23 protein-coding genes and 1 pseudogene are annotated in these 21,383 nt (G+C 63.0%); 12 read left to right on the top strand and 12 right to left on the bottom strand.

Going from position 1 to position 21,383, the window contains the following annotated elements; genetic code table 11:
* Window position 1: 1 nt before the first annotated feature.
* From phnL to AAFM92_10715, 3 genes are read left to right on the top strand one after another with little or no spacing between them, the layout of a single operon-like run.
* Complete coding sequence (phnL, locus tag AAFM92_10725) at window positions 2–685, top strand: phosphonate C-P lyase system protein PhnL (GenBank protein MEL7300847.1); 684 nt, start codon at window positions 2–4, stop codon at window positions 683–685.
* On the top strand, window positions 682–1,284 hold the full coding sequence (gene phnN / locus AAFM92_10720; GenBank protein ID MEL7300846.1) for a phosphonate metabolism protein/1,5-bisphosphokinase (PRPP-forming) PhnN: 603 nt from the start codon (window positions 682–684) through the stop codon (window positions 1,282–1,284). The genes phnL and phnN overlap by 4 nt, the downstream gene beginning before the upstream one ends.
* Entirely contained in the window at window positions 1,281–2,474 is a 1,194-nt protein-coding gene (locus AAFM92_10715) for an alpha-D-ribose 1-methylphosphonate 5-triphosphate diphosphatase (protein ID MEL7300845.1), read from the top strand. The genes phnN and AAFM92_10715 overlap by 4 nt, the downstream gene beginning before the upstream one ends.
* 798 nt (window positions 2,475–3,272) lie before the next feature.
* Here AAFM92_10715 and arsJ read toward each other — a convergent pair.
* From arsJ to AAFM92_10680, 7 genes and pseudogenes are all read right to left on the bottom strand, one after another.
* Complete coding sequence (gene arsJ / locus AAFM92_10710; protein MEL7300844.1) at window positions 3,273–4,547, bottom strand: organoarsenical effux MFS transporter ArsJ; 1,275 nt, start codon at window positions 4,545–4,547, stop codon at window positions 3,273–3,275.
* A complete protein-coding gene (locus AAFM92_10705) occupies window positions 4,544–5,542 on the bottom strand; it encodes an ArsJ-associated glyceraldehyde-3-phosphate dehydrogenase (GenBank protein ID MEL7300843.1) in 999 nt (332 codons plus the stop codon). The genes arsJ and AAFM92_10705 overlap by 4 nt, the downstream gene beginning before the upstream one ends.
* The gene (locus tag AAFM92_10700) at window positions 5,539–6,384 is read right to left on the bottom strand and encodes a helix-turn-helix domain-containing protein (GenBank protein ID MEL7300842.1); all 846 of its coding nucleotides are present in this window, start codon (window positions 6,382–6,384) and stop codon (window positions 5,539–5,541) included. Before AAFM92_10700 ends, AAFM92_10705 begins: the two co-directional genes overlap by 4 nt.
* Window positions 6,385–6,718: 334 nt before the next feature.
* Window positions 6,719–7,393, bottom strand: a pseudogene (locus AAFM92_10695) (SDR family NAD(P)-dependent oxidoreductase).
* A gap of 10 nt (window positions 7,394–7,403) precedes the next feature.
* Window positions 7,404–8,633, bottom strand: coding sequence for a DUF6596 domain-containing protein (locus AAFM92_10690; GenBank protein MEL7300841.1), 1,230 nt, complete (start codon window positions 8,631–8,633; stop codon window positions 7,404–7,406).
* Window positions 8,630–8,983, bottom strand: a complete 354-nt coding sequence (locus tag AAFM92_10685; protein ID MEL7300840.1) for a YciI family protein — start codon at window positions 8,981–8,983, stop codon at window positions 8,630–8,632. The genes AAFM92_10690 and AAFM92_10685 overlap by 4 nt, the downstream gene beginning before the upstream one ends.
* A 17-nt stretch (window positions 8,984–9,000) precedes the next feature.
* On the bottom strand, window positions 9,001–9,495 hold the full coding sequence (locus tag AAFM92_10680; protein MEL7300839.1) for a hypothetical protein: 495 nt from the start codon (window positions 9,493–9,495) through the stop codon (window positions 9,001–9,003).
* 569 nt (window positions 9,496–10,064) lie between these two features.
* Between AAFM92_10680 and AAFM92_10675 the strand changes: the two genes are divergently transcribed.
* The 9 genes from AAFM92_10675 to AAFM92_10635 are packed head-to-tail and all read left to right on the top strand — an operon-like array spanning window position 10,065 to window position 17,753.
* Window positions 10,065–10,934 (top strand): PhnD/SsuA/transferrin family substrate-binding protein, encoded by an 870-nt coding sequence (locus tag AAFM92_10675; GenBank protein ID MEL7300838.1) that lies wholly within the window; start codon window positions 10,065–10,067, stop codon window positions 10,932–10,934.
* Window positions 10,927–11,739 carry an ATP-binding cassette domain-containing protein gene (locus tag AAFM92_10670; GenBank protein ID MEL7300837.1) on the top strand — a complete coding sequence of 271 codons (813 nt, stop codon included), beginning with the start codon at window positions 10,927–10,929 and terminating at the stop codon, window positions 11,737–11,739. Before AAFM92_10675 ends, AAFM92_10670 begins: the two co-directional genes overlap by 8 nt.
* Complete coding sequence (gene phnE, locus AAFM92_10665; GenBank protein MEL7300836.1) at window positions 11,732–12,577, top strand: phosphonate ABC transporter, permease protein PhnE; 846 nt, start codon at window positions 11,732–11,734, stop codon at window positions 12,575–12,577. The genes AAFM92_10670 and phnE (AAFM92_10665) overlap by 8 nt, the downstream gene beginning before the upstream one ends.
* Window positions 12,574–13,227: a class I SAM-dependent methyltransferase gene (locus tag AAFM92_10660; GenBank protein MEL7300835.1), complete on the top strand. Its 654-nt coding sequence runs from the start codon at window positions 12,574–12,576 to the stop codon at window positions 13,225–13,227. The genes phnE (AAFM92_10665) and AAFM92_10660 overlap by 4 nt, the downstream gene beginning before the upstream one ends.
* Window positions 13,227–14,435 (top strand): amidohydrolase family protein, encoded by a 1,209-nt coding sequence (locus AAFM92_10655; GenBank protein MEL7300834.1) that lies wholly within the window; start codon window positions 13,227–13,229, stop codon window positions 14,433–14,435. Before AAFM92_10660 ends, AAFM92_10655 begins: the two co-directional genes overlap by 1 nt.
* Complete coding sequence (locus AAFM92_10650) at window positions 14,432–15,640, top strand: MFS transporter (protein MEL7300833.1); 1,209 nt, start codon at window positions 14,432–14,434, stop codon at window positions 15,638–15,640. The genes AAFM92_10655 and AAFM92_10650 overlap by 4 nt, the downstream gene beginning before the upstream one ends.
* Window positions 15,627–16,442 (top strand): sugar phosphate isomerase/epimerase family protein, encoded by an 816-nt coding sequence (locus AAFM92_10645; GenBank protein MEL7300832.1) that lies wholly within the window; start codon window positions 15,627–15,629, stop codon window positions 16,440–16,442. Before AAFM92_10650 ends, AAFM92_10645 begins: the two co-directional genes overlap by 14 nt.
* Window positions 16,443–17,225 (top strand): class I SAM-dependent methyltransferase, encoded by a 783-nt coding sequence (locus AAFM92_10640; GenBank protein MEL7300831.1) that lies wholly within the window; start codon window positions 16,443–16,445, stop codon window positions 17,223–17,225.
* A 3-nt stretch (window positions 17,226–17,228) separates the two neighbouring features.
* The gene (locus AAFM92_10635; GenBank protein ID MEL7300830.1) at window positions 17,229–17,753 is read left to right on the top strand and encodes an AAA family ATPase; all 525 of its coding nucleotides are present in this window, start codon (window positions 17,229–17,231) and stop codon (window positions 17,751–17,753) included.
* Here the strand turns inward: AAFM92_10635 and AAFM92_10630 are convergent.
* The 5 genes from AAFM92_10630 to phnE (AAFM92_10610) all read right to left on the bottom strand — a co-directional run bounded on the left by AAFM92_10630 (window position 17,750) and on the right by phnE (AAFM92_10610) (window position 21,371).
* On the bottom strand, window positions 17,750–18,232 hold the full coding sequence (locus AAFM92_10630; protein MEL7300829.1) for a hypothetical protein: 483 nt from the start codon (window positions 18,230–18,232) through the stop codon (window positions 17,750–17,752). The two genes, AAFM92_10635 and AAFM92_10630, sit on opposite strands and share 4 nt — an antisense overlap.
* Window positions 18,229–18,795: a hypothetical protein gene (locus AAFM92_10625; GenBank protein MEL7300828.1), complete on the bottom strand. Its 567-nt coding sequence runs from the start codon at window positions 18,793–18,795 to the stop codon at window positions 18,229–18,231. Before AAFM92_10625 ends, AAFM92_10630 begins: the two co-directional genes overlap by 4 nt.
* Before the next feature lie 567 nt (window positions 18,796–19,362).
* The gene (locus AAFM92_10620) at window positions 19,363–19,989 is read right to left on the bottom strand and encodes a DapH/DapD/GlmU-related protein (GenBank protein ID MEL7300827.1); all 627 of its coding nucleotides are present in this window, start codon (window positions 19,987–19,989) and stop codon (window positions 19,363–19,365) included.
* Complete coding sequence (locus tag AAFM92_10615) at window positions 19,986–20,504, bottom strand: AAA family ATPase (protein MEL7300826.1); 519 nt, start codon at window positions 20,502–20,504, stop codon at window positions 19,986–19,988. The genes AAFM92_10620 and AAFM92_10615 overlap by 4 nt, the downstream gene beginning before the upstream one ends.
* A 9-nt stretch (window positions 20,505–20,513) precedes the next feature.
* The gene (gene phnE, locus AAFM92_10610) at window positions 20,514–21,371 is read right to left on the bottom strand and encodes a phosphonate ABC transporter, permease protein PhnE (protein ID MEL7300825.1); all 858 of its coding nucleotides are present in this window, start codon (window positions 21,369–21,371) and stop codon (window positions 20,514–20,516) included.
* Window positions 21,372–21,383 lie beyond the last annotated feature (12 nt).

Here is a 21,383-nt window from a genome sequence, read left to right as displayed (position 1 = left end):
GATGATTGAACTTCGCGATGTCTCCAAAACCTTCACGCTCCACAACCAGGGTAGCGCTGTCATCGGCGTTCTGTCCGGCGTGTCCCTGCGCGTGGAGCCGGGTGAATGCGTTGCCCTCGTGGGCGCATCGGGCGCAGGGAAATCGACGCTCATGCGGATGATCTACGGCAATTACCTGTCTCAAGCTGGATCGATCCGCATTGGCGAGACGAAAATCGTGGGCGCAGAGCCGCGGGCCATCATCGCGCTGAGGCGGGAGATGCTCGGCTATGTCAGCCAGTTCCTGCGGGTCGTACCCCGCGTACCAACGGTCGATGTGGTGGCGGAGCCCCTCCGCGCGGTGGGCGTCGATGCCGAGACAGCCCGCGCCCGCGCCGAGGCCTTACTCAGCGATCTCAACATCCCTGCGCGGCTCTGGTCGCTCTCGCCCACCACGTTCTCCGGCGGGGAACAGCAGCGGGTAAACATCGCGCGCGGCTTCGTTCACGCCTACCCTGCGATGCTCCTCGATGAACCGACGGCCAGCCTTGATGCCGCTAACCGAGACGTGGTGCTAGGCCTGATTGAGTCCGCAAAGGCGCGGGGTGCCGCGATTATCGGCATTTTCCATGATGAAGCCGCACGAAGCCGCGTCTGCGACCGGGTCATCGACGTCAGCGCCTTTTCACCGGAAATAGCAGCATGACCGGCCGCCTTATCGCGGTCGTTGGCCCGTCGGGTGTTGGTAAGGACAGCGTCATGGCGGGGCTCAAAGAAGCGCTGCCGAACGCAACCCTGGTGCAGCGTGTGATCACCCGCCACGCAGATGCCGGCGGCGAGAACTACGCCAGCGTCACCGAGGAAGAGTTTGACAATTTGGTCGTGAACGGTGCGTTCTGCATTCACTGGCGTGCCCACGGTCTGGCATATGGCATCCCAAGATCGGTGCAGTACCAACTGGGGCTGGGCAAGCTTTGCCTCGTGAACTTCTCGCGCAAGGCGCTGAGCCACGCAGCGCAGATTTTTCCCAACTTCGTCGTGCTCAACATCACCGCGGAGCCTGAAACGCTGGCGCGGCGTCTAGCTCGCCGAGGGCGTGAGTCCCAAGAGGAAATCGCCCGGCGCCTGTCAGAGTCAGAAAAGAGCCTGCCCATTGGCCTCGACGTGCGCCATGTCTCAAACGACGGCCCGCTGGGAGAAACGATCGCGCGGGCAACGGCGATCCTGGGCCGGAACGAGTTACCTCTCGCCCAACACAGCCAGACCAGCAGCCACGCAAACCCATTCGACGGGGATCCCGCATGAACATTGAGAATACGCCCTCCGTGCCCGAGGCGACGCGGCCCGCGCAGGCCGAGGACCTTTGTTTGGCTAATGCACGCCTCATTCTCGGCGATCGTGTTCAGGTGGGTGCCATCACGATTGAAAAAGGGACGATCACGGACATCGCCGAAGGCGACCACGTCCCCACTGGCGCCGTCAATTGCGCGGGGGATTTCGTTCTGCCGGGGCTGGTGGAGCTTCATACCGACAACGTCGAGCGCCATATCGAGCCGCGTCCGGACGTCGACTGGCCTCACCTTCCCGCGCTCATTGCCCATGATGCGGAGCTGGCGAGCACCGGGATCACCACGGTGTTTGACGCTATGCGCGTGGGCTCGATCCACTCTGCGGGGAAGGCACGCTATGTAGACTATGCCCGGAAGTTGGCGGACGAGCTTCTCGCCGCCCGCGCCGAAGGTGTCTTCAAGATCAGCCACTACTTGCATTTGCGGGCAGAGATTTGCTCGGAAACGCTGCTCCAGGAACTCGCGGCGTTTGGCCAGCAGGATCGCATCGGCATCGTCAGCCTGATGGATCACACCCCTGGCCAGCGCCAGTTTCGCGAACTCACCGCGCTCAAGACCTATGTCGCCAAGAAGCGAGGGATGAATGACGCCGAGTTCGAGGTCCATGTGCAAAACCTGCTGGGTCTTCAAGAACGCTACGGCGCAGCCCATGAGGCCGGCGCGGTCGAAGAGGCGCGCCGTCTGGGCGCTGTTCTTGCCAGCCACGACGACACCACAGCCGACCACGTCGCGGCCTCTGCCGAGCATGGCGTCGGCTTCGCGGAATTTCCCACGACCCTTGAGGCCGCGGCGGCCTGCCGCGCCAACGGTATCGCTGTGATGATGGGCGCGCCCAACCTCATCCGCGGCGGGTCACATTCAGGGAACGTGGCAGCGGAAGAATTGGCGCGGGCGGACCTGCTCGACATCCTGTCGTCGGACTACGTGCCATCGGCCCTTCTCCTCGCCGCCTTCCAGCTCGCAGAGATCTGGAACGACCTGCCCCGTGCCATCGCAACCGTCACACGCACCCCGGCGCAAAGCGCCCGACTGAATGATCGGGGAAGCTTGGAGATAGGACTGCGCGGCGATGTATTGCGTGTGCGCAAGCCGCGTCACACGCCGATCCTCTCCGGCGTATGGAGCCAGGGTGCCAAGATCGCGTAGGGACCTCCCAAAGGTTCGGCAAGTCCCAACGTCATCCTTCGCTGCCAAAAGCCTCTTTCGAGAATCAGAACTCACGGATTAGTGTCACTTAACCGTTACATCTGAGGGGGTGATGACATGGCTCTATTCGTGGCGGAGCTAGACGAGCGAGGTCGCATAGCGGCTGTTTGGGTCAAAGACAGTCTGGCTCGAAACCCTACTATATTCGATCCCAAGAAACATTTTTTCGACAAGAACCTACCCAGTGAATTCCACGGCGCGCCTCGGGCAGAGATGGAGCGTTGGCTGGCCAATTCATCAAAGGTGGAGGCTCAAGTGTCACGTTAGTGGTGCAAAGAACGCCCTCCAGCATCTGTGACCTGAGGCGAACTCCCTCATAAATCAATCGCTCCGCCTTTAGCGAGGACGATAGGGGTTCTGTTTGCGATAGGAGCGTCTCGCATGTGGCGTGACTTAGACGCTATGTCTTCCCAATAGCGTATGGATCGTCGCTGTCGCCTAGACGTCCATACGCCTGTTGGGAGCACTACTCACGATGCGACTTTCCCAAGAGTTGACCGAGCGCGGTCCTGATTCACTGCTTTCCCTTCCAAGTTATAGTTCGCCAACACCTGTAGCGAATGACCGCTTCCCGCCCAAAGCCGACATCCAGCGACTGGTCGGGATCCTGCGGTCGCAGCCCGCATTGCCGACAATCGCCGAAATTGCAAAATCGGATGGCAGGCGGCCCCACCGGTTTGGAGGGATCCCACATTCGCTGCGGCTGCGCAAATGTCCGCTTTCATGTCTTCGAGCTAGTCACGCGATCGAGCTTTGAGGCTCATGCCGCAGAAGACCGGCAGTGAGAGCTGCGACCACGACCATGAGCGCTGCGACTCCCAGCATCAACGGCAGGCCACCGAGCTGATAGGTTGCGCCGGAGAGGACTGTCCCCAGGAGCCGCCCTCCCGCGTTCGCCATGTAATAGAACCCAACGTCCATGGTGACCCGCTCTGCTTTCGTGAAGGCAAGAATCAGATAGGAATGGAGGGCGGAGTTGATCGCGAAGACCGCGCCAAAGATCAGCAAGCCTGCGATCAGGGTGATGGTTAGCCAGGTCTGAGGGCCATCTGAAGCCAAAGCCGCTACTGTGAGCATTGCAGGGATTGCCGCAAGGGCCCATGCCCACCTCTTCGCCGCGCTGAGCAACTCGTCTTCTGGTTTTGATGACGCACGCAGAATGCGTGGGGCAGACGCCTGGACAATACCGTAGAGGATCACCCAGACCGACATAAATGTCCCGATCATAAAGAACGCGGCTCGGTTACCGCCCACAGTCCCATCGGACAGCACCGCATAGAAGTAGATCGGGATGCCAACCACGAACCAGACGTCGCGCGCCCCGAACAAGAACACGCGTGCCACTGAGAGCCAGTTCACGTTCGTTGATTTGGAAAAGACCTCCGAGAACTTCGCGCCTCTACGACCCTTCGGCAGGCCTGGCGGCATAGCGATCAAAACGGCAATCAGGATGGCGGCGAGAATTGCTGCCATTCCTAGGACAGCCCAAACAAAACCGAGCGTCGCCAGCAGCGCAGCCCCCATAAGGTAGCCAAGGCCCTTCACCGCATTCTTGGAACCCGTGAGCAACGCCACCCAACGAAACAACCCGCCATGCTCTGACGGGGCCAACAGCTTCACGGCAGATTTGGACGACATCTTCGCAAGGTCTTTGGCTACGCCGCTCGCACCCTGCACGACCATCACATATGCGACCGAAACGCTAATGGCCCAAGTCGGGTCGAGCTGCGCTAGCGCCAGAAGCGCCAAGACCTGAAGGCCAAGGCCCGCGTAGAGCGTGGAGGTCAGACCGAACCGAGCGGCGATCCATCCCGCGCAGAGGTTTGTCACCATGCCTGCGATCTCATAGAGCACGAATAGGTAGGCGAGCTGAACCGGGCTGAAGCCCAACGTGTGGAAATGCAACAGCACCAACATTCTGAGCGCGCCATCGGTTAGCATGAAGGCCCAGTACGCCGCCGTCACGGCGATATAGGCCGACAGCCCGTCTGGTCGCGCAGAGGTGTCGGTCATACCGAATCTCCAACCATTAGCGCCACGTCAACGAGGCGGTGCGCGTAGCCCATCTCATTGTCATACCAAGCATAAACCTTCAGTTGCGTTCCATTGGTGACCATTGTTGATGGCGCATCCACGATGCTCGAACGTTCGTCATTGGTGTAATCAGTCGAGACGAGTGGCCGTTCCTCATAGCCCAGAATGCCTTTCAACTCGCCCTCGGAGGCCGCTTTGAAAAGCGCGTTGACCTCGTCGGCCGTGGTTTCACGCTCCAACTCAAACACACAATCGGTCAGTGACGCATTCAGAAGCGGCACTCGAACGGCGTGGCCATTGAGACGCCCGGTCAGCTCCGGATAGATCAGCGTGATCGCGGTTGCGCTGCCCGTGGTCGTTGGAATCAAGGAGTTCAGAGCCGAGCGTGCGCGACGCAAGTCCTTCGCGGGTCGGTCCACGATGGTCTGGGTGTTTGTTACATCATGGATCGTGGTGATTGATCCGTGCTTCACCCCGAGGTTCTCGTGAATGACCTTCACGACCGGCGCGAGGCAATTTGTCGTGCAGCTCGCCGCCGTGACAATCCGATGTTTGCCTGCATCGTAGATGTCGTGGTTCACACCGTAGACGATATTGGCCGCATCGCCGTCTTTCACTGGGGCGGAGACGACGACCTTCTTCACACCGGCCTCGAAGTAAGGGGCGAGCTTGGCCTCAGACTTGAAGACCCCGGTGCAATCGATCACGACATCCACGCCTTCCAAGGGAAGATCGTCGATGTTTTTGGTGCCGATAAACGGGAGCCGCACGCCATCAATCGTCACGCTTTCCGCATCATAAGAGACGTCGACATTCCACCGGCCATGCACGGTGTCGAACTCAAGAAGATGGGCATGCATCTCGGGATCGCCCACGGCATCGTTGATCCAGGCAATTTTGGCCCCTCGTTCGAGCAAGGGTTTCAGGGCAAGTTTACCGATCCTGCCAAGGCCGTTGAGGGCGTAGATGGTCAAGCAGAGGCTCCTTCATTTGTTTGTGCAATGTCATCGACGGCTTTCTGCAATGCGATCCGATCGAGAGACGCGATTGGCAATGCAGCAAACGCTTTAATCCGGTTCAGAAGCGCGCCATAGGACTGATGAAAGGCCAGGCTCTTCTCGGCGTTGGAACCTTCAACCTTCACCGGGTCCGGCATCCCCCAATGAGCGCTCACCGGCTGGCCCGTCCAGGCGGGACATTCCTCGTTGGCGGCCTGATTGCAGACAGTGAAGACGAAGTCGAAGTCTGGGGCATCGTCGCCTTGAAAGACCGACACGTTCTTTGACTCCACAACGGAGATATCATGCCCCTTCTGTTTCAGAACTTCGAGCGCGAATGGATTCAGCTCTGAGCGCGGCTTGGTGCCCGCCGAATAGGCGACGAACCTGTCTCCAGCCTCCTTGCGCAGGATAGACTCTGCGAAGATCGAGCGCGCGGAATTGCCGGTGCAGATGAAAAGGACATTGTACTTGCGATCAGTCATGGGACCGTCTCCATCAAGGCCAAAGGATGTGAGGGGTGAACAGATTTCCGGGCGACCCCGACAGCAGTCGCGCAGCAGGTAGTCGAATGTCTCGCGCGCCGCATCCATGTCGATCGCGTAGCGCAGCGAGGTTCCGACACGCTCCTGCGTTACCAGATCCGCCTGCATGAGGGCGTTCACATAGGTCGATAGCGTACTGGGCTTGAGGTCGAGTGCTTGCGCCAACTCAGTCGCCGGCACACGGTCAGGGTACCGCCGCATGAGCAGCCGGAACAGAGCCAAGCGGTGCGGATGACCGAGGGTTGAGAGGCGGTAAGGAACCAATGCTTCCATGATTCATGAAGTATTGAAATATAAGCTTTGGCGCAATACTTCTCTGGAGCGTTGAGCGGACATTCGTCGGAGCGCAGAAATCTGGTCGATTTGGACGCACAGCCGCCTTCGGAGGCAGCGCAGAATCCAGGGCTTTCGGTGGGCAGGCCTGCGACGCGCTCGGCCCAAACCTGCCGTTGGCAATAAATCCCTTCGGCGCGGCGCAGCTTCCCCGAAGCGGACGTCCAATGAGAAGTCTACTACCCAACCGAACCGCACTGCTTTCGAAACCCACGCTCAAAAAGTGCCGTCGGCAGAACGGCTTGCAATCGTCGCAGGCCGCGCGCTTCGAGGCCTACCCTAGGATGGCGGGTGGATTTGGCATCGTGACCAGGCGCAAGACGGCTCGGGCAACGAGGACACGATAATCCGCATTTGCGAGACTGGCCTCGACCGCCCGTTGAACTGAGATCGCCTGACCCTCGCTTTTGCTTAGGGCGAAGGTAGTGTAGGCGCCGATCGCGGTGCGCGTGAAGCCGGGGCGGACGGCCAGCGACCTGAGACCCGTGCCGCGCATCTCGTGATCAAGCGACGTTGGGAAGCCTTGAAGCGCATGTTTGGTGGCCGAATAGACGCCCATGAAGGGGGCTGGCAGGAAACCGACGACCGAGCAGATGTTGACGACCCGACCCCGCCAGGCGGTGTGCATTGCTGTCAGGACTTCGCGGACCGTGCGCATTGCGCCGAAGAGATTGGTTTCGAAGGCCGAGTGGTTTTATTGATCGGTAAAGGCGTCAGATGCACCGATCCGGGCTGCGCCTGCATTGTTTACCAGTATATCGATGCGACTATGCTGCGCTAGCATGTTCGCAACAAGTGCTCGGCAGGAGGCGATATCCGTGACGTCGAGCCAAGCAAATCCTTCGCGACTGGTACCGATGACCGTTGCACCGGCTTTGGTCAGATGGGTCGCAATGGCGGCGCCGATGCCGCTGGAGGCGCCCGTGACGATGGCGATCTGATCCTTCATGTTCGTCTCCTTAGCTTTGCAAGAGCCGCGCCTTGCGATCGGCAAGGTAGATCCGTGCGGCGGGATCGTCGGAGAGGCCTATGGCCCGGTCGAAGGCATCACGTGCCTCCCCATTCTGGCCAAGCCGTGCAAGCGCGTGGGCACGGGTGGCCCACCAGGGCTGATAGGATCGCCGGGCGGCCTCAGGGATAGCATCGAGCGCAGACAGCGCCGCATCGGGGCCGTCCGTCTCAATCAAGACCGCCGCCTCGCCGGTACGAGCGCCGACCGTTGGTGAGAACCCGACTAGACCGGCATAGAGAAGACGCAGTTCCGACCAGTTGGTGGTACCCGACCGGTGCCGGGCCGCGTGTACTGCCTGGATCGAGGCTTCGAGTTGGAAACGTCCGAGACTCGAGTTGCCTGCGGCGTTTCTGAGCGCTTTTTCGGCGTCGCTCAGAACGGCGCGATCCCAAAGATTGGTGTCCTGTTCTTCCAACGGAACAAGCGTACCGGTCGCTCGGTCGATCCGCGCAGGACGCCGCGCCTCGGCAAACAGCATTAGCGCGAAGAGCCCATTGGCCTCGCCTTCCCTTGGAAACCCGTGCGCAACAAGGCTCGCCAGCCAGATTGCCTCTTCGGCGAGGCTTGCCGCCTTGCGATCCCCCGCCGGGATGCCGTTGTAGCCGACCACATAGGCCCCGTAGATGGCGTTCAGCACATCCGCCAATCGGTCGGCGAAGTCTCGGCCATCCGGCAGTTCGAAGGTGATGCGTGCGCTTTCGATCTTGGCTTTAACCCGAGTCAGTCGTTGGCCAAGCGTTCCGGGCGACATCAGGAACACTGACGCCATCCGCCGCGCGTCTAGGCCAAGCACGGCCTGCAGCATCAATGGGGCGCGCAAGGTTTCATCAATGGCCGGGTGCGCGCAGATGAACATAAGCGGCAAGCGCGGGTCCGTGGCGGGAGGGGCGATTTCGGCGCGTTCTTGAGCCATACGGGTCAATTCCTGTTCGTATGTCGCCGGAAGTGCACCCTTGCGGGCACGGTCGATGGCCCGGCGGCGGGCGGTGATGGTCAGCCATGCCTCTGGATGGTCGGGCACGCCGGTTTCCGGCCAGGTCTCCAGCGCCTTCGTCAGCGCATCACCGAGCGCGTCTTCGGCCTCGGCGAGGGAACCTGTGCGCGCAGCCAGTCGGGCGACCAGCTTGCCATAAGACAAGCGAGCCACCCGTTCGACTGCGCGCGCAGCGCCACTCATGCGTCGCGCATGATGACAGGGCGAACTTCGACCGCACCACTCGATGCGGCCGGGTTCCGGGCCGCCCATTCCAGCGCCGTGTCCAGATCCGGCACGTCGATGACGTAGAAGCCGCCAAGCTGCTCCTTTGTTGCGGCGTAGGGGCCGTCCTGCACTTCACGCTGGCCATCTGCCATCCGCAAGGTTGTCGCGGTGTGGGACGGGTGCAGGGCCTCACCGCCGACAAGGATGCCGGCGTCGACTAGAGCACGCGTATACGCACCCCAGAGTTCTCCGTCGGCGGCGGTCTTCACTGCGTCCGCGTCCGGGTGATCGGCGGGCGGTGTGTAGTTCATGATGATGTATTGCATGTCGCTCTTCCCAGGTTTCAGTAGCGGGCCACGACAGGCAGAAGTGCCGTCGGGGTGCGGTCTTCGGTGCACATGTTGTTGTCACGCGGACGGACGCCGAAATAGACACCCGTTTCGTCCATCGCGAAGAGGTCGTGATCCTCGCCGCACTCGGCCACGGGCATCCAATGGCCGCAGCCGGTTTTCGAGATATCGGTTTCCAGATTGTAAGTCAGCGCGCAGTCCGCCATGCCCATGCCCGCCACGATCCCTGCATCGTCCGTCAGGAGCGTCACATGCTTCCAATCCTCGTGGAAGACTCCGTGATAGGCGCCAAGGACAGCCTCGGACGGCTCGCGGATCTCGAACGGACCACCGGTGCGGAACTGGAAGGTGCGCATGGTCATTTCGGGATCCAGCGCATGGGTGAAGATCAGGTGCCATTGGCCATCGGCGAAGGTGAATTCGCGAGTGCCGTAGCCGCCATACCATTCTTCAGGCGCAGCACTGCGGAAAGTGCCTGTGACGGCCATCAGTTCTTCACGTGGGGCGAAGTCTTGAGCCTGAGCGGTGGCAGCGCAGGCTAGCACCGCTGTCGCGAACAGGGTTGATCGGAACATGTCGGTAGTCTCCTATCTAAATTCCGAAGCTGAAAGGGTGGCTTCAATAGGGAGACGGACGAGGGTCGGGCGATTTCTACATCTCGACAAACCATTTTTGATACCAGCCCGCCGTGCAGTCATCCGATCTGCCAGTGCGCTTCTTCCAGACGCGCTTGGCACGGCGTTCGCGGCCCATAGCTGCAATTCACCCCGGGCCTGAAACGCTGCGGTGCGGCCCGTCAAAGCGGACCTTGAGCCCAATATGTGAGTATGTTGGGCCGCAGCCGTGATCGACATCAAGAGCCGTTGGTGCACGGGCGCATCCAAGGAGGCTTACAGCGGTTCGTTGGTCTCAGAGCAAGGGCGCTTAACTCATCCGTTTCGCTTCGACGCGCGCTGCGGTTGCTTGGCATTGCAATAAGACTTTCACGCGGCTGTCATCGAACCGATTCAAATGCCCTGCAAAGGTTCGAACGAATTTCATGCAGGGGGGGTACACCATGAAACTCCGTTCGATCCTTGCTGGCGCGACGCTGGCGATCACTTCGGCCTTCGCGGCCCATGCCGAGACTTGGAGCATCGCTGTCACCGACGTCGAGGGCATGGAGCGCCTTCAGCTTGAGTGGGGTCCGTTCAAGGACGCGCTCGAGGAAGCGACCGGCGACACGTTTGAGTTCTTTGCCGTGAACTCGCGCACCGCCGCCGCGGAAGCTTTGCGCGGTGAGACCGTGGATTTCGTCGTCTCAGGCCCGGCGGAATACGTCGTCATCAACAAGCTGACAAATGCCACGCCCATCGTCGGCCTTGGCCGCCCCGACTACCACTGCGCCATCGTGGTGCGCGCCGATAGCGGCATCAACACGGTCATGGACCTCAAGGGCAAGACGGTGGCCTTCGGTGATATCGGCTCCACCTCCAACATGCTCTGCCCCATGCAGGTGCTCGCCGATTATGGTCTCGACCCGATCAACGACATCCAGAAAACTCATACGAGCCGCAACATCGCCCACGAAGCGCTGAAGAACGGTGACGTGGATGCGCTGGGGTCCAATGCGGGCTCCTGGCTGCGCGTGCGCAACTCCGAGACGGACCTGCCCTATGGCTTCTTCAAGATGCTCGCGCGCTCGGGCGATCTGCCCAACGACATGATCATGGTCGGCGCCCACGTGCCGGAGGAAGATGCGCTCCGCGTGCAGCGGGCCATCATCGACAACAAGGACAGCATCATCGCGGGCATCACGGCCCACGAGGAGAACGACAAGTATGTCGGCATGGACCTCGTAGAGATCGAGGACAGCGCTTACGACTACGTGCGCGCCATGTACACTAATGCGGGCTTTCCGCAGTTCGACAACTTCATCGGTGACTGATCCGATGACGATCGAGGCGCCGCGCGCGCCTGTCGAAGCCGGGGCGGAGAGTTTCGCCCCGGTTTTGCCTGTGGATCTCCGGGTAAGCGGGCTCGCCAAGAGCTTCGCCGGGACGCGGATATTCGAAGGCGTTTCCTTCGGGCTCTCTCAGGGTGAGGCCGTGGCCATCGTGGGCGCCAATGGCACCGGGAAATCCACGCTCCTGCGCTGCCTTCTCGGGCTCATTCCAGCCGATGCCGGCACAATCGACGTGCTCGGCACGCAGGTGCGCCAAGCCCGCGCGGCGGAGCTGCGCGCCATGCGGGCGCAGATGGGGCTCGTGAGCCAGAAGCATAACCTCGTCCCGCGCCTGTCGGTGCTGTCGAATGTCGTGCAGGGCCTCCTCGGCCAGCGTCCGGGGCTCCGGCATTGGAGCCAGTCCTTCGCGCCTGCCCCCTCTCGCAAGGCCGCGATGGAAGCGCTGGAGAAGGTGAGCCTCGCCCAGCTCGCCACGCGCCGCGCCGATAGGCTCTCCGGCGGGCAATCGCAGCGGGTGGCTATCGCGCGTGCGCTCGTGGGCCAGCCCAAGATCCTGATCGCCGATGAACCCACGGCCTCCCTCGATCCCGCGGCGGGCGAGGACGTGATGGACCTTTTCTTCGCCCTCGCGCGGCAGGAGGGTGTCACTGTCGTCTTCATCTCCCACAATATCGACCACGCGCTGCGTTACGGCGACCGGGTGCTCGGCCTCGCGGATGGAGGCCTGAAGCTCGACGCTCATGCCGCCTCCCTCGCCTCAAGCGATCTCAGGGGGCTCTATGACTGACCTTTCCGCGGGCGACACCCGCCCCGGACGTGATCCGGGCCCTGTCCCTCCCGCTCGGTATGATAGGCCCCCAGCGCTCGCCTTCCTGGGCTACGCGGCAGCCGTCATCATCATCTTGTGGTCCTTCGCCGGGGCCGGCTTCTCCCTCGAGAAAGTCATCTCCTCCCCCCCGCGCTTTGCGGATTTCATCGACCGTGCCTTCCCGCCGAACCTGGAGCCGCAGGTCCTCGAGCGGCTCGGCTGGAAGATGCTCGAGACGCTTCAAATCGCCCTCGCCGGGGCCGTCATCGGCGTCATCGTCTCTGTCCCGATCGCGCTTCTGGCGGCCCGTAACCTCATCGCGCCGCGCTGGGTCAACCAGATCACGCGCACGATCCTGGGCTTCATCCGGGCCGTGCCCGACATCGCCTGGGCGCTCGTGTTCGTCGTCGCCGTGGGCCTCGGCCCCTTCGCGGGGATGCTCGCCATCGCCATCGACACGATTGGCTTTTGCGGTCGCTTCTTCGCTGACGACATGGAAGCCGCCGACAAAGGCCCCGCCGAGAGCCTCGAGGCCACCGGCGCGCGCAAGCTCGACGTCGTGGCCTGCGCCACCATTCCGGCGGCCATGCCCGCCTTCATCTCCACCTCGCTCTACGCGCTCGAAAAGGCGGTGCGGTCGTCCACGATCCTCGGCCTCGTGGGCGCGGGCGGGATTGGGATCGAGCTCAAGGTCGGCTTCGACCTCTTCGACTATCCCACAGCGATGACCGTGATCCTAATGATCGCCATTGTCGTCATCGCCATCGAACACCTCTCGGGCTGGGCCCGCACGAAAATCATTGGAGAACAACGGTGAAGACGGACACTGCGCATGAGCACTGGAGCACCATCTGGGACAGGATCGAGGCCGGATCGAAATGGCTGACGCCCGAGCCTGACGTGAAACGCTGGACGGAAACGCTGGCGCCAGGGGTCACGATCCTCGACCTCGGCGCGGGCGTGGGGCGTCATGCGCTGTCCCTCCAGAAGGCCGGCTTTGCCGTCACCGCGCTCGATGCCGCGCCTGAAGGTCTGGCGGAGATAGAGGAGGCCGGCGCGGGCGTCGTCTGTGTGCCGGGCCGCATGGATGCGCTACCGTTCGAGGATGCCGCCTTTGACCACGTACTTAGCTGGAACGTGATCTATCACGGCGATGAGACGGTGCTTCTGAACACGATCTCCGAGGTCCGCCGCGTGCTGAAGCCGGGCGGGACATTCATGCTCACCATGCTCTCCAAGCGGCGTCTCTGGGTGGACCGCGAAAAGCTGAACGGCCCGCAGGAGATCAGCCGAAATACGTGGATATTCGACGAAGACATGACCGATAAACGCCATCCGCACTATTATTGCGGCGCGGTGGAGATGCTGGCGCTTTTCCAGGGCTTCGAGGTGCTCTGGATGGAAGACCGCGAGCATGAGCGGCCCGGCTCCTGGCACTGGCATCTGATCCTGGAACGCCAGGCATGATGCAGACTTTCGTCGGCGCTCAAGTCTATCTGTCCGGCGAGATTGTGGAGACGAGCGTCACTATCGAAGGCGACGCTATCGTCGAAATTGGCGGCTCGGTGCGTGGCGCGGAGATCGAAGCGCGCGGCAAGGTCCTCGCCCCCGCGCTGATCGACGTCCATGGCGACGCCTTCGAGCGACAGGTCATGCCCCGCCCCGGCGTGTTCTTCCCGCTGGAGACGGCAGTGCTCGAAACCGACCGTCAGCTCGCCGCCAACGGGATCGCCACCACGTATCACTCGGTCACGCTCAGCTACGAGCCCGGCCTGCGCAGCGTGGAGCGCGGCCGCGCGATGATGGAGGCGATCCGGGCCTTGCAACCCCGTTTAACGGTCGAAAACCGCGTGCAGCTACGCTGGGAGACCTTCGCTTTCGAGGCCCTCGACACGCTCGACTGGGCGATGGAGGCAGAGCTGACGCTCTCGCTCGCCTTCAACGATCACCTCTCCATGGCCATGCGCAGCGCAGAGACGGGCATCCAGGACCGCCCTTTCGAGCACAGCCCGGATTTCATCCCAATGGCGCTCGACGACGCCGCGCTGTTCGAGAAACGCTACCGCAAGCACACCGAGCGCTCCGGCCTTGATTACGAAGACCACAAGGCGCTGGTGCACCGCGTCTGGGAGCGGCGGCCGGAGGTGGTAGCGAAGATGCGTGAGGTGGCCGCCAAAGCCCGCGCTAAGGCCGTCCCGATGCTGAGCCATGATGATACGCAGGCTGAGACGCGGGCCTTCTACCACGACCTCGGCGCAACAACGTCCGAGTTTCCCATGACAATGGGTCCCGTCGAAGAGGCACGTTCGCGCGGTGACCTGATCATCTTTGGCTCGCCCAATGCCGTACGTGGGGGCAGCCATATCGGCTCGCTTGGCGCCGCGGACATGGTGGAGGCGGGCTTCTGCGACCTGCTGGCGTCGGATTACTACTACCCCGCCATGCTCGCCGCCGTGGACAGGCTCGACCGGGAGAAGCGCGCGGATCGGCTGACGCTGTGGTCTCTCATCTCCGCCGGTCCAGCTCGCGCCATGGGGCTGAGCGACCGAGGCGAGATTGCGGAGGGCAAGCGCGCCGATCTCGTGCTGGTCGATTGGCCCGAAGAAGGCTCGCCCGCCATCCAAGGCACCTGGGTCTCCGGGCGCTGCGCCTACCGCGCGCGAGCAGCGGGGTGATCCGACGAGACCACCTGCCCGCCATGGGTCTCGGCATCTCCCAGATCATGGGCTACGGCGTGCTCTACTACGCCTATGCCATCCTTTTGCCGGAGATGGCCGCGCCGCTTGGCCTGACGCTCGCGGGTATCTTCGGCGTCCTGTCCCTCGCGCTCTTCCTCGGCGGCTTCCTGTCGCCCGTCGCGGGGATGCTCGTGGACCGCTTCGGCGGGCGCTACGTGATGACCTTGGGGGCAGCAGTCGCGGGCCTCGCAACCATGAGCATCGGCTTCGTGGAAGGCCAGACGAGCCTTTTCGCCGCGATCCTCGTGCTGGAAGCGGCGGCGATGTTCGTCCTTTACTCCGTCGCTTTCGCCTCCGTCGCGCGGCTCGACCTCTCCGTGTCACCGCAGCGCTCCATCACGATCATCACGCTCTTCGGCGGCGTGGCCTCGACCATCTTCTGGCCGCTGACGCTGGCGCTTTATGAAGCCGTGGACTGGCGCTCCGCATGGATGATCCTTGGCGCGGCCTATCTCGCGATCTGCGCCCCGCTGCACTGGATGTGCCTCGCGGGACCCGAACGCGATCTGACCAAGCCCGGCGGTTCCAGCGGCGATTGGCCCGAACTCAGCGGCCTCGCACGCAGGCGAGGAATGGCATGGATGGTCGCCTCCTTCATCTTCTCGGGCTACCTCATGGGCGCCGTCATGACGCTCTGGGTCACCAACGTCCAAGACCTCGGCCACAGCGCGGCGATGGCGGCGCTCGCGGGGGCGGTCATCGGACCCTTCAAGACGGTAGGCCGCTTCCTCGAACTCTTCATCAGCCGCAACCTTTACCCGCTCAATACCTACTGGCTGGCACTCGGCCTCATGCTCGCAGGATTTCTTACAATCCTCGCTGCGGGCTTCACGGTGCCCGGCATCCTGATCGCTGCCGCGCTCTACGGCATGGGCGACGGCATCAAGACGATCGCCCGCGGCACGCTGCCGCTCGCGCTTTTCGGGGCCAAGGGCTACGGCGCGCGGCTGGGCTGGATCAACACGGCCTCCATGGCCGCAAATGCCTCGGCGCCCTTCGCCTTCGCCTGGCTCACGCAGAGCTTCGGTGGTTGGGTCAGCTTCGCGGCCATGGCCGCGATCCTGAGCATCGCCGTCGCTGCCAGCCTCTTCATCCCCGACGCCCGCAAACTCACCAAGGAGCCCCTCCATGACCCCGCTTAAGATCGGCGCCTGCCTCGCGCCTGACGAGATCGCCGCCCATCGCGATTGGCTCTTCGACGCCGACCGCGACCTAGAACTTCAAGGCTTCAGCAGCCATCGCGGCCTGACAACCGAACTCGAGGACCGTGTGGCAGCGGCCAAGACGGCGCTCGATGGCTTCAAGGGCCGCATCGGCATGCATGGCCCCTTCGAGGGGCTCGATATGGACAACAAGGACCCGGAATTGCAGCCGCTCATCACCGCGAAGTTTCTGAAGGCGCTCGAAGCCGCCGACCGCGTGGGTGCGCGCCAGATGGTGATGCATTCGCCCTACACGCGCTGGTACGCGTGGAACATCCACAACTACGATGGTTACGCGGAAAGCGTGTTGTCCCGCGTCCACGCCATCATGACCCCGGTCGTGAAGGCCGCCGAGGAAAAGGGCATTACCCTCGTCATCGAGAACATTTTCGACGTCGACCCAGCGTCGCGGCGTGCCATGGTGGACAGCTTCGACAGCGACGCCATCGCGCTCTCCATCGACACCGGCCACGCTCACCTCGCGCGGCGCATGTCCGGCGCACCGCCGGTGGACTACTTCGTGCGCGACGCAGGCGATCAGCTTCGCCACGTCCATCTCCAGGACCTCGACGGCCACGCGGACCGCCACTGGGCCCCCGGCGAAGGGGAGATCCACTGGCAGGAGGTCTTTCGCGCGTTGTCGGAGTGTGGGTCCGAGCCGCATCTCGTGCTGGAGCTGCGCCGCAAGGCGGACATTCAAGCAGGCTTCCAGTACCTGAAATCGCTCGGGCTGGTGGAATAGGTGGCTGCGACGGCTCCAACAGGCGCGGCCTTCGACGATGCCGAGGTGGCCGAGCTTTACGTCCATCGCCCGCCCTACGCCGCCGCAGCCTATGGGCGGATTCTCGAGGTCGCTCCAGCGCGGCGGCGGCTCCTCGATCTAGGCTGCGGCGAAGGTAAGGTGGCACGGACACTGGCGCCGCATTTCGAGGAAGTCGTGGCCGTCGATCCGTCCGCCGCAATGATCGCCCTCGGTCGCAGCCTGCCGGGCGGAGCAGCGAACAATCTCCGCTGGCTACACGCCACTGCCGAAGAGGCCGATCTGACGGGCAAGTTCGACGTGGTGACCTTCGCTTCGAGCATCCATTGGATGGACCCCGCGCGACTGTTCAGCGCCCTCAAGCCGCGCCTCGGTCCAGAGCACGTGATCGGTATTCTCGCCGGAGACACCCCCCATGCGCCGCCTTGGGCAGCGGATTGGGAACGGTTCCTCGCGCGATGGGTGCCAGAAGCGACGGGCCAAGCGCTGGGTGCCCGTGAATGGGCCGCGCCTCGCACCCTGTATCAGGAACATGTGGAGGTTTTGGGCAAAGAGACGTTCCTCTCCGATCCGGTGCGCCAGAGCATCCGCAGCTTCATCGCCTGCCAGAATTCCCGCGCGAGCTTTACGCCTGCGCGCCTCGGCGACCGGATAGCGGCCTTCGATGCGGACCTCGTAGCACTTCTTGCGCCCAATGCCGGACCTGACAGGCAGCTAGAGTACAGGGTCAAGACCGAGCTTACCATCGCGCGCCTCAAGGGCTGATCTCTGAAACGCGTTCTCATCACCGGCTGCTCCGGCGGGGGCAAATCCACGCTTTTGCGCGCGTTGGCCGCGCGGGGCTACGCCACTGTTCCCGAGCCCGGCCAGCGTATCGTCGATGCGCAAGAGGCCAAGGGCGGGACAGCCCTGCCGTGGGTAGATATGGCGGCTTTCCTAACAGAGGCCGCCGCGCTGGCACGGAAGGACCTCGCCCGCGCCGCGGGTTCGCGCACCTTCTTCGATAGGGGCATCTTCGACGCCGCGGTGGGGCTAAGGCATGTTGCAGGGGTTCCTTTGGAGTGGACCCTCGGGCCGACTTTCCCCTATGCGCGCCGAGTGGTGCTTGTTCCGCCCCACGCGCCGTGGTTCGCGCGGGCTGCCGGGCGCAACAAGGGCTTTGCAGAGGCAGTTGCGGAATACCAGCGCCTCGTGGCGGCTTTGAAAGAGCTAGATGTCGACGCGATCACGTTGCCGCCTGCGTCGCTCGAAACACGGGTTACGCAGATCGAGGACGTGTTCGGGCCGCCTTAAACCGCCAACGCCACACCGCCGGCGATGAGCGGCAAGGGAAACGTCAAGGCCACGCGGACGGCTATGAAGCGTGCGCCGAGAAAGGCGAGTTCTTCGGCGATGAGCTTGGTTAGGCCGAAGAGCGCCCAGGCGGTAATGTAGGCAACGAGGACAGCGGTGGAGGCGCCAGCCTGTGACGCCCCGGCGGCCAGCGCGAAGCTGACGAACGCACCTCCCGGCGTCAGAACGCCCAGACCCGCGCCGAGCAGGACGCCGGTCACGCCCGAGGTGTCGCCCAGATAGGTGCGCACCACTTCTTCCGGCAAAAGCTCCGCGAAGAGGCCCGCGCTGATGAGGGCCACGATCAGGCGGGGCGTGTTCATCAGGACCATCCGCCGCGTGCCTGCGAGCGCCGCCTCGCGATTGCCTGGCGTGGCCAGTCGCTGCCACACCCAAGCCGCCAGCGCCATCAGGACCACCGTGCCGATGATGATATTCATCGCGTCACCTGTCGCATGACCTGGGCCACGAACCAGCCCGCCAGAAGCGGCAACGGCAGGCAGATGAGCACCCGGAGTAGGACGAAGTCGATGTGGAGAAACGACATCTCCCAGATGACGGTGCGGTTGATGCCGTAGAGGCTCCATGCGGTGACGAAGGTGATGAGAACGGCGAGGCTCGCCCCCGCCGCGCGGAAGCCCGCAGCGAGCGGGAAGATCATGGAGGGCCCACCGGGGACAAGCGCGCCCGCGAGACAGGCGATGAGCAGCCCCCGCGCTCCGCTCCCTGCGCCGATCCAGCGGGTCAGCATTTCGCGGGGCACGAGGATAGAGACGGAGGCGGCGATGAAGAAGCCGCAGAGGATCTTAGGGCTGAGCAGCGCGAGGAAGCCAAGATAGGACGCCGCAATCTCCGCCACACGGCCCGGACCTTCGGTGAAGGCCACGCCCGCGCTTGCGCCCGTCGCGACGACGAGGAGGATGATGAAGGAGCTGTCGAAAGGCGACGTGCGACCCGTAGGAGGCTCGGAAGAAGAGGTCTCGTCGGCTTTCACATCGCTCATGAGTCGGAACCGAGCGACAGTGTGAACCGCATCTCTTCGCCTTCGCCGTGGGACGGATGGCGTGGCCCGCAGTCAAGGAAGACGCCCCCCGCCTTCGCAATGACACGTAGCGAAGCGACATTCCCTTGATCCGTGGAAAGAGCGAGACGACGAAGGCCCCGACGTTGCGCCAGAGGCTTAAGCCCCCGCAACGCCTCCGTTGCGTGGCCTTCGCCCCGCCGCCAGGGGACCACCGCATAGCCCACGTGCCCGGCGCAGGTGACTGGCAATGCATCCGTGCCTTTCTGCCAGCGCAGTTCTATGCTGCCACAGAAGCCGTCTTGCCACATCCAGCGCCGTAGGCTCGGTAAACGTGGGACGATGCTCCCATCGGCAGTCGTGATGGGTGGGCCAGCCCCATCCGGGTCATCAAGGGAGGCGAGGAAGCCTTCCGGGTCTGCTGCAATCATCGCGAGCTCTTCCTCTGCCGCCTCCGGGCGGGCGGGGCGCGGCGACCATCCAGTCTGCAGGGCGTCCACATAGGTTGGGAGGTGAGTGGCGGATGGCTGAAGAAGCTCCATCCCCGCCTCAGCGATACTTCTCGATGAAAGCGTCGATGTCGAGCGCGCGGATGTCGGGCAGCGCAGCACGGTAGGTCTCGCGCGGCCAGTCCCAGACGGCAAGCTGCTGTAGCGCTTCCGCTTGTGCCTCGGAAAAGCGGCGCTTGATCTCGCGGGCCGGGACGCCGCCGACAACCGTGTACGGTGCGACGTCGCGGGTAACGACCGCACCTGCGCCAATGACCGCGCCTGTGCCGATGGTCACGCCTGCTGTAACGGTCACGCCGTGGCCGATCCAGACATCGTGGCCGATGGTCACCCAGTGGTCCTTGCGCCAGGCGAAAAAGTCGTGGTCGTCCTCACCAAGCCCGTAGGCCTCCGCGCGGTAGACGGAATGATGCTGCACTGCGCGCCAAGTGGGGTGGTTGCCGGGATTGATGCGGGTGCTGTTGGCGATGGAGCAGAACTTGCCGATTGTCGTCCACACGACGTGGCAGTTCTGCGTGATATAGCTGTAATCGCCCATCTGTGAGGACTTCATGACGGTGCCGCGCCCGACCTCCGTCCAGACGCCAAGCTCGCAATCATCGACCTGCGCGCCGTCGTGGATCGTGGGAGCCTCAGAGAGGTGCTTCTTGGATCCTGCTCCGCTCATCGGCTTATCTCCAGACGCTTCAAGAAGGTATCGATCTCGTGCTGACGGCTCAGGCAGTGCCTCGAGCAGCTCGCGTCCTCGAAGACGGCGCGTTGTTTGCGGCGGGAGGCCACGCGCGTTCGCAGGATGAAGCCGATGAACTCTGGCAGCATGTTGAGCCGCTCCGGGCAGTTGTCTGCGAGGTCGGGGCGGGTTTTGCCGCGCTCGCGGATCGCGCGACGGATCACGCGCCACAGCCGTAAGCCTACTGGCAGATCAAGCCAGATGAGCATCTCAGCGCGGGCCAGCCTTTCTGCATAGGTCGCGGAGTTGCCGCCTTCGAAGACCCACGCGTCCTCCGAGATGATGCGCCTCACGATGGCGGACTTGTCCTCCCTAGGGCGCTCCTGCCAGCCGGGGAGCCAGTGTACCTCGCGGTCCATGTGAAAGACGGGGATGCCAAAACGCTCGCCCAAAGCGTGGGCGAGCGTGGATTTTCCGGAGCCGGGGCTCCCAATGATCATGATCCGCTGCATGGGCGCATCTTACCGCGCGCCTTCCCATTTGCCGATCACGCGGGTGCGGATGAGGCCAGACAGATAATCGATGATGTAGACCATCCCGATGATCAGGAAGATGATCGTCCAGACCTGGTCCCAGAAATAGCCTGCGATCCGGTCCGACAGCATGAAGCCGATGCCACCTGCGCCCACGATGCCGAGGATCGTGCCGGATCGGACGTTGGATTCGAAGTTGTAGAGCAAGACCGACAGGTGGACGGGCAGAACCTGCGGCATGATCGCGTAGCGGATGGATTGGAGCCGCGAACCACCAGAGGCAACGACGCCTTCGACTGGTTTTTTGGAGGTGTTTTCGAGGGCTTCCGAGAAGAGTTTGGCGAAGGTTCCGATTTCGGACACTGCTATGGCGAGGATCCCGGCCAGGGGGCCGAGGCCAAAGGCGCGGATGAAGATAAGGGCGAGGATCAGCGTCTCGAACGCGCGGATCACGTCATAAACGCGGCGCGTGCCCTGCCGGACCCAGAAGATGCGGTTGATGTTCTTGGCGCCGAGAAATGAGACCGGGAAGGCGATGATGGCACCCAGCAGCGTGCCCATGAAGGCCATAGCGATGGTTTCACCGAGGGCCGTGAAGATCTCGAGCCATTCTTCCCAGGTTTCCCAGAGGTGCGGCGGGAACATGAAGGACAGGACACGGCCCAGACGCTCCAACCCCGTCCAGATGCGCTCAGGCGAGAAGTTGAAATCGTAAAGGCACCAGCAGAAGAGGCCGATGAAGAAGACCCACAGGCCGATCTTTTGGGCGCGGACCAGCGTCGGGTCGCGGTAGGCGCGCGGAACGGCCTCCATGAAACGGGCGGTGTCTTGTTCGGTGACGTTCATCACAAGTCCTCG

This window comes from Pseudomonadota bacterium (genome assembly GCA_038533575.1).
GTDB lineage: Bacteria > Pseudomonadota > Alphaproteobacteria > Rhodobacterales > Rhodobacteraceae > Shimia_B.
The sequence above is the reverse complement of the archived record's forward strand: the minus strand, read 5'-3'. Positions and strand labels throughout refer to the sequence as shown.